Source organism: Klebsiella sp. MS 92-3 (assembly GCF_000195655.1).
In the GTDB taxonomy this organism is placed as follows: Bacteria; Pseudomonadota; Gammaproteobacteria; order Enterobacterales; family Enterobacteriaceae; genus Klebsiella; species Klebsiella pneumoniae.
This window is the reverse complement of the sequence record NZ_GL882767.1, coordinates 1-11,638: the sequence shown is the minus strand read 5'-3', so window position 1 is coordinate 11,638 and position 11,638 is coordinate 1. Positions and strand designations below refer to the sequence as shown.

Annotated in this window: 16 protein-coding genes; 7 read left to right on the top strand and 9 right to left on the bottom strand. The window is 57.1% G+C overall.

Annotated elements, in window-relative coordinates; translation table 11 throughout:
• The 3 genes from HMPREF9538_RS32770 to HMPREF9538_RS32115 all read right to left on the bottom strand — a co-directional run.
• Window positions 1-94: hypothetical protein (locus HMPREF9538_RS32770; protein WP_228701552.1), on the bottom strand; the 94-nt coding region annotated here is incomplete at its 3' end.
• 9 nt (window positions 95-103) lie between these two features.
• Complete coding sequence (locus HMPREF9538_RS20815) at window positions 104-1,402, bottom strand: D-amino acid dehydrogenase (protein WP_004175465.1); 1,299 nt, start codon at window positions 1,400-1,402, stop codon at window positions 104-106.
• Between the two features lie 98 nt (window positions 1,403-1,500).
• Window positions 1,501-1,647, bottom strand: coding sequence for a hypothetical protein (locus HMPREF9538_RS32115; protein ID WP_004145506.1), 147 nt, complete (start codon window positions 1,645-1,647; stop codon window positions 1,501-1,503).
• Window positions 1,648-1,723: 76 nt separating this feature from the next.
• On the opposite strand from HMPREF9538_RS32115, the gene HMPREF9538_RS20825 reads away from it, so the two are divergent.
• A complete protein-coding gene (locus HMPREF9538_RS20825; RefSeq protein ID WP_032419809.1) occupies window positions 1,724-3,256 on the top strand; it encodes a SpoVR family protein in 1,533 nt (510 codons plus the stop codon).
• A gap of 74 nt (window positions 3,257-3,330) precedes the next feature.
• Here the strand turns inward: HMPREF9538_RS20825 and fadR are convergent, their stop codons facing one another.
• Together fadR and HMPREF9538_RS33130 are read right to left on the bottom strand one after the other, a co-directional pair.
• The gene (fadR, locus tag HMPREF9538_RS20830) at window positions 3,331-4,050 is read right to left on the bottom strand and encodes a fatty acid metabolism transcriptional regulator FadR (RefSeq protein WP_002910890.1); all 720 of its coding nucleotides are present in this window, start codon (window positions 4,048-4,050) and stop codon (window positions 3,331-3,333) included.
• 80 nt (window positions 4,051-4,130) lie between these two features.
• Window positions 4,131-4,262, bottom strand: a complete 132-nt coding sequence (locus HMPREF9538_RS33130) for a hypothetical protein (RefSeq protein ID WP_004163532.1) — start codon at window positions 4,260-4,262, stop codon at window positions 4,131-4,133.
• 36 nt (window positions 4,263-4,298) lie between these two features.
• Between HMPREF9538_RS33130 and nhaB the strand changes: the two genes are divergently transcribed.
• The 3 genes from nhaB (at window position 4,299) to HMPREF9538_RS20845 (ending at window position 7,003) form a co-directional block, all read left to right on the top strand.
• Complete coding sequence (nhaB, locus tag HMPREF9538_RS20835; RefSeq protein ID WP_004180420.1) at window positions 4,299-5,849, top strand: sodium/proton antiporter NhaB; 1,551 nt, start codon at window positions 4,299-4,301, stop codon at window positions 5,847-5,849.
• Window positions 5,850-5,977: 128 nt separating this feature from the next.
• A complete protein-coding gene (dsbB, locus tag HMPREF9538_RS20840) occupies window positions 5,978-6,508 on the top strand; it encodes a disulfide bond formation protein DsbB (protein ID WP_002910894.1) in 531 nt (176 codons plus the stop codon).
• A 150-nt stretch (window positions 6,509-6,658) separates the two neighbouring features.
• Window positions 6,659-7,003: a DUF1971 domain-containing protein gene (locus HMPREF9538_RS20845; protein ID WP_002910895.1), complete on the top strand. Its 345-nt coding sequence runs from the start codon at window positions 6,659-6,661 to the stop codon at window positions 7,001-7,003.
• Between the two features lie 6 nt (window positions 7,004-7,009).
• Here the strand turns inward: HMPREF9538_RS20845 and HMPREF9538_RS20850 are convergent, their stop codons facing one another.
• The 3 genes from HMPREF9538_RS20850 to HMPREF9538_RS20860 form a co-directional block, all read right to left on the bottom strand.
• The gene (locus HMPREF9538_RS20850; protein ID WP_002910896.1) at window positions 7,010-7,456 is read right to left on the bottom strand and encodes a YcgN family cysteine cluster protein; all 447 of its coding nucleotides are present in this window, start codon (window positions 7,454-7,456) and stop codon (window positions 7,010-7,012) included.
• Between the two features lie 94 nt (window positions 7,457-7,550).
• Window positions 7,551-8,210, bottom strand: coding sequence for a fumarylacetoacetate hydrolase family protein (locus HMPREF9538_RS20855; RefSeq protein ID WP_004180422.1), 660 nt, complete (start codon window positions 8,208-8,210; stop codon window positions 7,551-7,553).
• A gap of 16 nt (window positions 8,211-8,226) precedes the next feature.
• Window positions 8,227-8,508: a YcgL domain-containing protein gene (locus HMPREF9538_RS20860; protein WP_002910898.1), complete on the bottom strand. Its 282-nt coding sequence runs from the start codon at window positions 8,506-8,508 to the stop codon at window positions 8,227-8,229.
• Window positions 8,509-8,634: 126 nt separating this feature from the next.
• Here HMPREF9538_RS20860 and minC point away from each other — a divergent pair, with 126 nt between their 5' ends.
• The 3 genes from minC to minE are packed head-to-tail and all read left to right on the top strand — an operon-like array spanning window position 8,635 to window position 10,442.
• Complete coding sequence (gene minC, locus HMPREF9538_RS20865) at window positions 8,635-9,333, top strand: septum site-determining protein MinC (protein WP_002910899.1); 699 nt, start codon at window positions 8,635-8,637, stop codon at window positions 9,331-9,333.
• Window positions 9,334-9,356: 23 nt separating this feature from the next.
• Entirely contained in the window at window positions 9,357-10,169 is an 813-nt protein-coding gene (minD, locus tag HMPREF9538_RS20870; RefSeq protein WP_002910900.1) for a septum site-determining protein MinD, read from the top strand.
• Window positions 10,170-10,172: 3 nt separating this feature from the next.
• A complete protein-coding gene (gene minE / locus HMPREF9538_RS20875; protein ID WP_002910902.1) occupies window positions 10,173-10,442 on the top strand; it encodes a cell division topological specificity factor MinE in 270 nt (89 codons plus the stop codon).
• Window positions 10,443-10,519: 77 nt separating this feature from the next.
• Here the strand turns inward: minE and rnd are convergent, their stop codons facing one another.
• Window positions 10,520-11,635 carry a ribonuclease D gene (gene rnd / locus HMPREF9538_RS20880; protein WP_032457021.1) on the bottom strand — a complete coding sequence of 372 codons (1,116 nt, stop codon included), beginning with the start codon at window positions 11,633-11,635 and terminating at the stop codon, window positions 10,520-10,522.
• Window positions 11,636-11,638: the final 3 nt, after the last annotated feature.

Genomic DNA, 11,638 nt, shown 5'->3' with positions numbered 1-11,638 from the left:
CCCACAGGCGCGACCCGGGGGCCGCGCGACGCACTATCTGTAAATTCTGCCGCAAGGCCAGCAGGTCGATGCTGGCCACTACCGGACGGGTCATGCAAGCTCCTTAGTTGTGTGCGCCGTGCAGGTGCTGCGGGCGCGCCGGGGTAAAACCGGGGCTGTAGCGGGCAACCGCCAGATCGTCGTAAGGGATCGCCGGCGTGCGGCCGGAGATCAGATCGCTGATAAGCTGCCCGGAGCCGCAGGCCATGGTCCAGCCAAGCGTGCCGTGGCCGGTGTTGAGCCACAGATTTTTATACGCTGTGCGGCCGACCACCGGCGTGCCGTCCGGCGTCATCGGCCGCAGGCCCGTCCAGAAAGTCGCCTGCTCCACGTGGCCGCCGCGCGGGAACAGATCGCGCACCACCATCTCCAGGGTTTCGCGACGCGGCTGCAGCAGCGCTTTGTTAAAACCGACGATCTCCGCCATGCCGCCGACCCGAATGCGCTGATCGAAGCGGGTGATGGCGATTTTGTAAGTCTCATCAAGGATAGTTGAAACCGGCGCGCCGTCCTCCTGAGCGATCGGAATAGTCAATGAGTAGCCTTTCAGCGGGTAGACCGGTATATCCACCAGCCCTTTAAGCATCGCCGTCGAGTAGGAGCCGAAGGCCATCACATAGGCGTCGCCCTTGATAATCTCATCGCCGCATTTCACCCCGGCAATGCGATCGCCCTCGTGCAGCAGCGCATCCACTGCGGTGTTGAAGCGGAAGGTCACGCCGGCCTGTTCCGCCATCGCCGCCAGACGGGTGGTAAACAGCTGGCAGTCGCCGGTTTCATCATTTGGCAGACGCAGGCCGCCGGTCAGTTTGTGGCTGACCTCCGCCAGCGCCGGCTCCACCTCCGCCAACCGCTTCGCTTCCAGCAGCTGATACGGCACGCCGGCGTCCTCCAGCACCGCGATGTCGCGGGTGGCATTTTCATACTGTTTGGCGGTACGGAACAGCTGCAGCGTCCCGCCCTGGCGCCCTTCATACTGAATGCCGGTGGTGTCGCGCAGCGCCTTCAGGCAGTCGCGGCTGTACTCCGCCAGGCGCACCATACGGCCTTTGTTCTCCATATAGTGGCGGGTGTCGCAGTTGCGCAGCATCTGCCACATCCACTTCAACTGGAACGAGGTGCCGTCAAGACCGATCGCCAGCGGCGCATGGCGCTGAAACATCCATTTGATCGCCTTCAGCGGCACCCCCGGCGCCGCCCAGGGCGCCGCATAGCCGGGAGAAATCTGCCCGGCGTTGGCCGCGCTGGTCTCCTCTGCCGGACCGGGCTGACGGTCGATGACCGTCACGTCATGACCCGCCTGACTCAAATACCACGCGCTGGCTACCCCAACCACCCCACTTCCCAGTATGACGACACGCATAGCGACTCCGTAACAGTTAAAGAACAATCATCTAATTACAAATTGATAACTCAGTTGAAAATATTATTCAACATACGCTTTATTTATGGTGACTTAACTCACAGCAAACCGCACCAGCCCTGCGCTGTGAGATTTACGATCTCATGCTGCGCTTTATTTTTACCCAGCATTAAATTCTGCAAACAAGGCAAAAAAACGGCTTTGAGATGGGGAAATCGCGAAGAAAAGCGATTGGCGTACAGCACAGTTTGCTGCACCGTGTTCTATGCTTGTTTAGAGGTTTTCCGTTCAGAGAAAACCAACAACAACGAGGGCGCGCTAATGGCTACGATTGACTCCATGAACAGGGACACCACCCGTTTAAGCGATGGACCCGACTGGACGTTCGAGTTACTGGAAACCTACCTGGCCGAAGTGGACCGGGTCGCCAAGCTCTATCGTCTTGACACCTACCCGCACCAGATCGAAGTCATTACTTCCGAGCAGATGATGGACGCCTACTCCAGCGTCGGCATGCCCATCAACTATCCGCACTGGTCGTTTGGCAAAAAATTTATTGAGACCGAGCAGGCCTATAAGCACGGTCAGCAGGGTCTGGCGTATGAGATAGTCATCAACTCCAACCCCTGTATCGCCTACCTGATGGAGGAAAACACCATCACCATGCAGGCGCTGGTGATGGCCCATGCCTGCTACGGGCATAACTCGTTTTTTAAAAATAACTATCTGTTTCGCAGCTGGACCGACGCCAGCTCGATCATCGACTATCTGATCTTTGCCCGTAAGTACATCACCGAGTGCGAAGAGCGCTATGGCGTCGACGAAGTAGAGAAACTGCTCGACTCCTGCCACGCGCTGATGAACTACGGCGTCGACCGCTATAAACGTCCGCAAAAAATCTCTCTGCAGGAGGAGAAAGCGCGGCAGAAAAGCCGGGAAGAGTATCTGCAAAGCCAGGTGAATATGCTGTGGCGCACCCTGCCGAAGCGCGAAGAGGAAAAAGCGATTGAATCCGCTCGTCGCTACCCTTCCGAACCGCAGGAGAACCTGCTGTACTTTATGGAGAAGAACGCCCCGCTGCTCGAACCGTGGCAGCGCGAGATCCTGCGCATCGTGCGTAAAGTCAGTCAGTATTTCTACCCGCAGAAACAGACCCAGGTGATGAACGAGGGGTGGGCCACCTTCTGGCACTACACCATCCTCAACCATCTCTACGATGAAGGGAAAGTGACTGAGCGCTTTATGCTGGAGTTTCTCCACAGCCATACCAACGTGGTGTTCCAGCCGCCGTACAACAGTCCGTGGTACAGCGGGATTAACCCCTACGCGCTGGGCTTCGCCATGTTCCAGGACATCAAGCGCATCTGTCAGTCGCCCACGGAAGAGGATAAGTACTGGTTCCCCGATATCGCCGGTTCTGACTGGCTGGAAACGCTGCATTTCGCCATGCGCGACTTTAAGGATGAAAGCTTTATCAGTCAGTTCCTGTCGCCGAAGATCATGCGCGATTTCCGCTTCTTTACCGTGCTCGACGACGATCACAACAATTATCTGGAGATCTCGGCGATTCACAACGAAGAGGGTTATCGCGAGATCCGCAATAAGCTCTCCGCGCAGTATAACCTCAGCAATCTTGAGCCGAACATCCAGGTGTGGAACGTTGACCTGCGCGGCGACCGATCGCTGACCTTGCGCTATGTGCCGCACAACCGCGTCCCGCTGGACAAAGGCCGGCGCGAAGTGCTGAAGCATGTGCATCGTCTGTGGGGGTTCGATGTGCTGCTGGAGCAGCAGAACGCCGACGGCAGCATTGAGCTGTTGGACCGCTGCCCGGCGCGGCCGAACGTGCTATAGCATTGCGGGGCGAGTAAAATAACAAAGGGGGCCATTGGCCCCCTTGTTCTGTATATCGATCGCGAAAAGCCCGCTTAACGCATATTCATGGCTAAATCACCGGGCAGCGATTTCTGCATCCGGTGCCAGATCTCGCCGCTGTCATGGCCGTAGCGACGAACCAGCTCGTAAACCTGGTCATGCAGGCCAGCCTCACACACTTTCGCCAGCTGATGATAGAAACCGAGCGCCAGGCTGCGCGCTTCCGGGCTGGAGAAATAGTGGCGGCCGATGCGGGTATACAACCCCTTCATGCCGTTGAGGATCAGACCGTAGATCGGGTTGCCGGAGGCAAACGCCAGACCACGGAAAATATTATAATCAAGCTCGGCGAAGGCGTCGGCGTGATCCTCCACCTCCCGGGCGCTGTCCAGGACCGCCAGCGCTTTATCCGGATGCTGGCGAAACGCGGTGCGGATAAAAATCGTGGAAATGTTGGTGCGCACGGAGAGCAGATTATCAATCAGCTGCGGTACGCTGTCGTGATCGAGGCGCGCCAGCGTTTCGAGGATATTCAGGCCGGAGGTTTCCCAAAAGTTATTCACTTTAGTGGGCTTACCATGCTGAATGGTCAGCCAGCCGTCACGGGCCAGACGCTGCAATACTTCGCGCAGGGTTGTGCGGGTGACACCGATCAGCTCAGAAAGCTCGCGTTCAGCGGGGAGAATCGATCCGGGAGGGAAGCGGTTATTCCAGATACTCTCAATGATGTACTCTTCCGCGAAACCCGCAGGGCTCTGCGCCTTAATGACCATAGTAAGATTTCCATTACACAGCGTTACAATTGCACTCATCATACCAGAGCCGCTATAGCGCAGATAGCATGGCAAGTGAATTAAAAAGGGATCGCCGTTTCATTTTCCGCTTTTACTTTGCGCTTTTCCTTATCTTCACAAACCGCCAGCGCGGCGCGAAGAAAGTTGCTTCTCATTTTGCTCAACTGGTACTCTTGCCAATCGTTATGCACAAAACCATGCACTCATTGACGGGGAAGGATTCTGTCGTGGAAATTTCTTATGGCCGCGCGCTGTGGCGCAATTTTCTTGGCCAGTCGCCGGACTGGTACAAGCTGGCATTAATCATTTTCTTAATAGTAAATCCGCTGGTGTTCGCCGTGGCGCCGTTTGTCGCCGGCTGGCTGCTGGTGGTCGAGTTTATCTTTACCCTCGCCATGGCGCTGAAGTGCTATCCGCTGCTGCCGGGTGGTCTGCTGGCTATCGAGGCGCTGCTGATCGGCATGACCAGCCCGGCGCACGTGCGGGAAGAGATCGCCGGCAATCTGGAGGTGCTGCTCCTGCTGATGTTCATGGTGGCGGGTATCTACTTTATGAAACAGCTTTTGCTGTTCGTGTTTACGCGCCTGCTGCTGGGGATCCGCAGCAAAATGCTGCTATCGCTGGCCTTCTGCCTGGCGGCAGCCTTCCTCTCGGCCTTTCTCGATGCGCTGACGGTGGTGGCGGTAGTGATCAGCGTCGCCGTCGGGTTCTACGGCATCTATCACCGCGTCGCCTCGGCGCGCCCGGACGATAGCGACCTGCTCGATGACAGCCATATCGAGCAGCACTACCGCGAGGTGCTGGAGCAGTTCCGCGGCTTTCTGCGCAGCCTGATGATGCACGCCGGCGTCGGGACCGCGCTCGGCGGCGTCATGACCATGGTCGGCGAGCCGCAAAACCTGATTATCGCCAAAGCCGCGGGCTGGCATTTTGGCGAGTTCTTTCTTCGCATGGCGCCCGTGACCCTGCCGGTGATGGTCTGCGGTCTGTTAACCTGTCTGCTGGTCGAAAAGTATCGCCTGTTTGGCTACGGCGAACCGCTACCGCCGACGGTGCGCAAGGTGCTGCAGGAGTTTGACGATCGCAGCCGCGCCCAGCGCAGCCGTCAGGAGCGACTGCGGCTGATTGCCCAGGCGCTCATTGGCGTTTGGCTGATCGTGGCCCTGGCTTTTCACCTGGCTGAGGTCGGCCTGATTGGCCTGTCGGTGATCATCCTCGCCACCACCTTTACCGGCGTTACCGATGAGCACGCCATTGGCAAGGCGTTCACCGAGGCGCTGCCCTTTACCGCGCTGCTGACGGTCTTCTTCTCCATCGTCGCGGTTATCATCGATCAGCAGCTGTTCACGCCGGTGATCGAGTTTGTCCTGCAGGCCTCGCCGCACGCGCAGCTGTCGCTGTTTTATCTGTTCAACGGCCTGCTGTCGTCCATTTCGGATAACGTGTTTGTCGGCACGGTCTACATCAACGAAGCGAAAGCGGCGCTCGAACATGGCGCCATCAGCCTGCCCCAGTTTGAGATGCTGGCGGTAGCGATCAACACCGGCACCAACCTGCCCTCGGTGGCCACCCCGAACGGCCAGGCGGCGTTTCTCTTCCTGCTGACTTCCGCCCTGGCGCCGCTTATTAGGCTCTCCTATGGCCGTATGGTGTGGATGGCGCTGCCCTACACCATCGTACTGACGCTGGTCGGCCTGTTATGCGTCGAGTTCACCCTGATGCCAGTCACCGACTGGCTGCTGGCGCACGGCTGGCTGGTGACGCCCAGCCTGCCCTGAGTCAGTTTTTGCCCGGGTTCGCCCGGGCGCATCAATAACCCGTTACGGAATATTTTCCGCCGCGCCTCTGGCGTCGGTTCGGTTTTCGTTTACACTGCCATGATTTAGCATCTTCCAGGGAAATGATTATGTTGCAATATTTAAACCAGTGCTCAAGAGGACGCGGTGCCTGGCTCCTGATGGCGTTGACCGCTTTTATTCTCGAACTTGTCGCGCTGTGGTTCCAGCACGTGATGCTGCTGCAGCCGTGTGTCATGTGTATTTACGAACGCTGCGCGCTGTTCGGCATCATGGGCGCGGGACTGGTGGGCGCTATCGCCCCCAAAACGCCGCTGCGCTATGTCGCCATGGCAATCTGGTTGTACAGCGCGATACGCGGACTACAGCTGGCGTGGGAGCATACGATGATCCAGCTGCACCCTTCACCGTTCCAGACCTGCGATTTCGCCGCCCGCTTCCCAACCTGGCTGCCGCTGGATAAATGGCTGCCGCAGGTTTTCGTTGCGTCCGGAGACTGTTCAGTACGTCAGTGGCAGTTCCTGTCGCTGGAGATGCCGCAATGGCTGGTGGGGATTTTCGCCGCCTATCTGCTGGTCGCTATTCTGGTGATCGTTGCCCAGCCTTTCAAAGCGAAAAAACGCGATCTGTTTGGTCGTTAAGCCGCGGCGAGTACAGCCCACAATGAAACGCCCTGCGGGGCGTTTTTTTATGCCTCCTGCGCATCGCTGAATCGTTTCATGTCTATGGTTGACCACAGCTGCCAAAAAGTGCATATTAAATACATCTTTTAAAACCCCACAGGAGCTCACATGTCATCTTTACTGATCCCCGCAGACTGGAAAGTTAAACGCTCCACCCCATTCTTTACCAAAGAGAATGTCCCTGCCGCCCTGCTGAGCCACCACAACACCGCGGCTGGCGTCTTCGGCCAGCTGTGCGTCATGGAGGGCACGGTCACCTATTACGGTTTTGCCAATGAACAAGCGACGGAGCCGGAGAAAAAAGTCGTGATTCATGCCGGGCAGTTTGCTACCAGTCCGCCGCAGTACTGGCACCGCGTCGAACTCAGTGACGACGCCCGCTTCAATATTCACTTCTGGGTGGCGGAAGAAACCGACGGTGAAAACGGGCTGTTCCACGCGAAGAAAGCGTGACGGCGCTTAGCGCGCCCTGTCAGGCAGATTAAGGATATGGTCCTGCCAGTCGACCACCGTGGACTCAGGCACCGCAATATGGCGAACGGAGATGCGTTCGCCGTGCATCGCCGCTTTTGAGCCAGTCAGCAGCGGGTGCCAGGCCGGCAGAGGCTTGCCTTCCGCCAGCAGGCGATAGGCACAGGTCGGCGGCAGCCATTCGAAGGTCGGCAGATTTTCGCGGGTAAGCTTGATGCAGTCCGGCTCATACTCAAAGCGACGCGCGTAGTTACGACACTGGCAGGTTTTGATATTGAGCTGACGACAGGCGACGTTGGTGAAGTAGATCTCGTCAGTGTCTTCATCCATCAGCTTGTGCAGGCAGCACTGGCCGCAGCCGTCACACAACGATTCCCACTCCGCGTCGCTCATGTCATCCAGTGTTTTTTGTTGCCAGAAAGGTTGTTCGCTCATCGGAGTGTCCGTCGTTGCCAGTTAAGGGTGCACCTTATAACCAGTCTGGCACGCCGATGCAAGTTTTGCCGCCCCAAAAGGCGGCAAATAGCGCTTACAGCACGCGGGTAGTGAGCGCCAGGCCGTTGAAGCCGACCTCCAGCTCGTCACCGCTGTGCAGCGGCCCCACGCCTTCCGGGGTGCCGGTGAGGATCACATCCCCGGCTTTGAGGGTAAAGAAGCGCGACATATAGGCGATCAGCGGCACAATCCTATGGATCATGTCGGCAGTGGTGCCCTGCTGGCGCACTTCGCCATTAATCTTCAGGCTTAACGACGTATTCTGCGGGTCGCCGTGGAACTCAGCGGCCGGGATAAAGCCGGAGATCGGACAGGCGTTATCGAAGCCTTTGGCCTTCTCCCAGGGTTGTCCCGCTTTTTTCATTTTCGCCTGCAGGTCGCGCAGCGTGAGATCCAGCGCGACACCATAGCCGGCAATCCCTTTCAGCACATGCTCTTCCGTCGCCTGACGCAGCGTGCTGCCGATAAGCACCGCCAGCTCGACTTCGTGATGCACCGAGCCCAGCCCCTCAGGAAGCACCAACGGCTGACGAAGATCGCACAGCGCAGTCTCAGGTTTAATAAACAGCACCGGCTCTTCCGGCGTCGCACTGCCCATTTCCTTGATGTGTTTCGCATAATTACTGCCGACGCACACTACTTTGCTTACTGGATAATCCAGAAGCGCACCCTGCCAGTTATGATGTTGGTACATTATTTTCCCTCGTGGGTTAATCGGATTGTTTCCCCTGTTCCGCCAGGTGTTTCTTTAGTAGATTTTCAGACGGCGGAGGCAGTTGCAGGTAATAGCCCTGTTCGCTTAACGCCTGTTTCACTTTTTCCAGATCGGCGTTAACCAGTTTTTTGCGCCCATCCAGCGGCAGCAGCATCGCCATTTGCGGCGTGCCAAAGCTGCGCATTAGCTCGTCAGGAACGCGCGAGAAATCGTCCTTTTTTTCGACGTATAAATAGGTTTGTTCACGTTTAGTACTTCGATAGATCACACAAAACATAGTTTTACTCGGAATTAGACCCGTGGTCACTTGCCTCAATATATGAGTGACTATAACATGCCTTTTAGTCTTCGGAATATCACCGCACTTCGGCGGTTGATAAACAGCAAATTGAGTAAGGCCAGGATGTCAAATACGCCAATCGAACTTAAAGGCAGTAGCTTCACGTTATCTGTCGTTCATTTGCACGATGCAAATCCCGAGGTTATTCGTCAGGCGTTAGAAGACAAAATCGCCCAGGCTCCCGCCTTTTTACGTCATGCTCCGGTGGTGGTGAATATCGCCAGCATTGAGGAGGAGGTAGAATGGCGCGCCATCAACGAGGCTATCGCCGCGACCGGTTTACGTATTATGGGCGTTAGCGGATGCAAAATTCCGCGCCTGAAAACCGAAATCGACCGCGCCGGCATCCCGTTATTAACCGAAGGGAAAGAAAAAGCCTCTCGTCCGGCACCGTCCGAACCCACCCCGCCGCCGCCAGTTGCTAGTCAGATCACAAAAACGCGTTTGATTGATCAGCCGGTACGTTCCGGTCAGCGCATTTATGCGCCACACTGTGATCTTATTGTTACAAATCATGTGAGTGCCGGTGCGGAACTTATCGCTGACGGAAATATCCATGTATATGGCATGATGCGAGGACGCGCGCTGGCAGGCGCCGGTGGCGACAGAGACGCCCAGATATTTTGTACCCACCTTGCGGCGGAGCTGGTCTCCATCGCCGGGGAATATTGGCTGAGCGATAACATCCCGGCCGAATTTTATGGCAAAGCGGCGCGCCTGCGTTTAGGTGAAAGCGCTTTGGCAATTCAACCGTTAAATTAATCCCTTTTTAACAAGGAATTTCTATGGCACGCATTATTGTTGTGACTTCGGGTAAAGGGGGCGTTGGCAAGACCACCTCCAGCGCGGCCATCGCTACAGGTTTGGCCCAGAAGGGAAAGAAAACCGTCGTTATCGACTTCGACATCGGCCTGCGTAACCTCGACCTGATTATGGGCTGCGAACGTCGCGTCGTTTATGATTTCGTCAACGTCATTCAGGGCGATGCCACACTGAACCAGGCGCTGATTAAAGATAAGCGCACGGAAAATCTCTACATTCTCCCGGCTTCCCAGACCCGGGATAAAGACGCTCTGACTCGCGAAGGCGTCGACAAGGTTCTCGAAGAACTGAAGAAAATGGAATTCGATTTCATCGTCTGTGATTCCCCGGCAGGCATTGAAACCGGTGCGCTGATGGCGCTTTACTTTGCTGATGAAGCCATCATCACCACTAACCCGGAAGTCTCCTCCGTTCGCGACTCCGACCGTATCCTTGGCATTCTCGCCTCTAAATCCCGCCGCGCGGAAAATGGCGAAGAGCCAATCAAAGAACATCTGCTGCTGACCCGCTACAATCCAGGCCGCGTTAATAAAGGCGATATGCTGAGCATGGAAGACGTGCTGGAAATTCTGCGCATCAACCTGGTAGGCGTGATCCCGGAAGACCAGTCAGTCCTGCGCGCATCCAACCAGGGTGAGCCGGTGATCCTCGATGCCGCCTCGGACGCAGGCAAAGCCTATGCCGATACCGTTGAACGTCTGCTCGGAGAAGAACGCCCTTTCCGCTTCATTGAAGAAGAGAAGAAAGGATTCCTCAAACGCCTGTTCGGAGGATAAATTATGGCTTTACTCGACTTTTTTCTCTCGCGAAAAAAGAACACGGCTAATATTGCGAAAGAACGCCTGCAAATCATCGTCGCCGAGCGCCGCCGCGGAGACGCGGAGCCGCATTACCTGCCGCAGTTACGCAAAGATATCCTGGAAGTGATCTGTAAATACGTACAGATCGACCCGGAGATGGTCAGCGTGCAGCTGGAGCAGCGGGACGGGGATATATCCATTCTTGAGCTGAACGTGACCCTACCCGAAACGGAAGAGTCGAAATCCTGACCTGTCGCGCTATCGCGAAAAAAAACCGGCTACGCCACGCGCCGCCGGTTTTTTAATGGTCTGAACCTGGCCGCGAACTAGCGCGGATAGTCGTTTAACAGCGTCTTCAGCCGCTCGGCCATCAGCTCCCCGCGCCAACCGGAAATCAGCTCAGGTTCACCGGCTTGCGTTTTCAGCTGCCAGTGCCAGTTCAGCAGCTGGTTGATCTGCCGACGCGACGCCAGCAGCTCCGCGCTTACGCCCTTCTCCGTGCTCACTTCCTGCACCAGCGCTTTAATATCTTTAAAGGCTTTGCGGTAGCCCGGCATGTCGATCAGGTTCTGCAGCGGCGCCGGCAGGGCCGACTCCGGCAGCGCCTGCGCTTTTTCGACCAGGCTAATCAGCGTTTTGCCGTGGAAGCGAATTTCGCTACCGGACAACCCGAGGCTGTCGAGCTCGCCCAGGCTGGTGGGCATATAGCGCGCCACGCTCCACAGATGCTCTTCCCGCACCACAAAGTTTACCGCCAGGTCGCGCTCGCGCGCTTTGCGCAGGCGCCACTCCGCCAACAGCTGCAGACAACCCAGCTGGCGGGTACGCAGCTGCCAGGCGTTGCCGATATCGCGCCAGGCCTCGGCCGGGTCGACCACCTCCTGACGACGCTGCTGCATCACGCGGCACTCGTCGAGCGCCGCCGGCAGCCAGCCAGCGCGATCGGTCTCCGCCATTAACTGGCTGGCAATCGGCAGCAGATACCAGACGTCGGCCGCGGCATATTCACACTGACGCTCAGTCAGCGGGCGCGCCAGCCAGTCGGTGCGGGATTCGCTTTTATCCAGCGCTACCCCGGAATACTCTTCCACCATCGAGGCGAAGCCCCAGGACATTGGGCGGCCGCAGAAGGCCGCCAGGATCTGGGTGTCAATCAGCGGCTGCGGCATCAGGTTAAATGCATTAAGGAAGACTTCTAAATCTTCGCTGCCGGCATGCAGGTATTTAGTCACATCCTGGTTGAGCAGCAGGTCGCGCATCGGCGCCCAGTCGTTAATCGTCAAGGGATCGATCAGAGAGACCTGCTGGCCGTCGAACAGCTGCAGCAGGCCCAGCTGCGGGTAATAGGTGCGGGTGCGGACAAATTCCGTATCCAGAGCGACGGCGGAGGCCGTGCTTGCCGCTTCGCAGACAGCGCGCAGGCCATCGTCGGTGGTGATCATCTG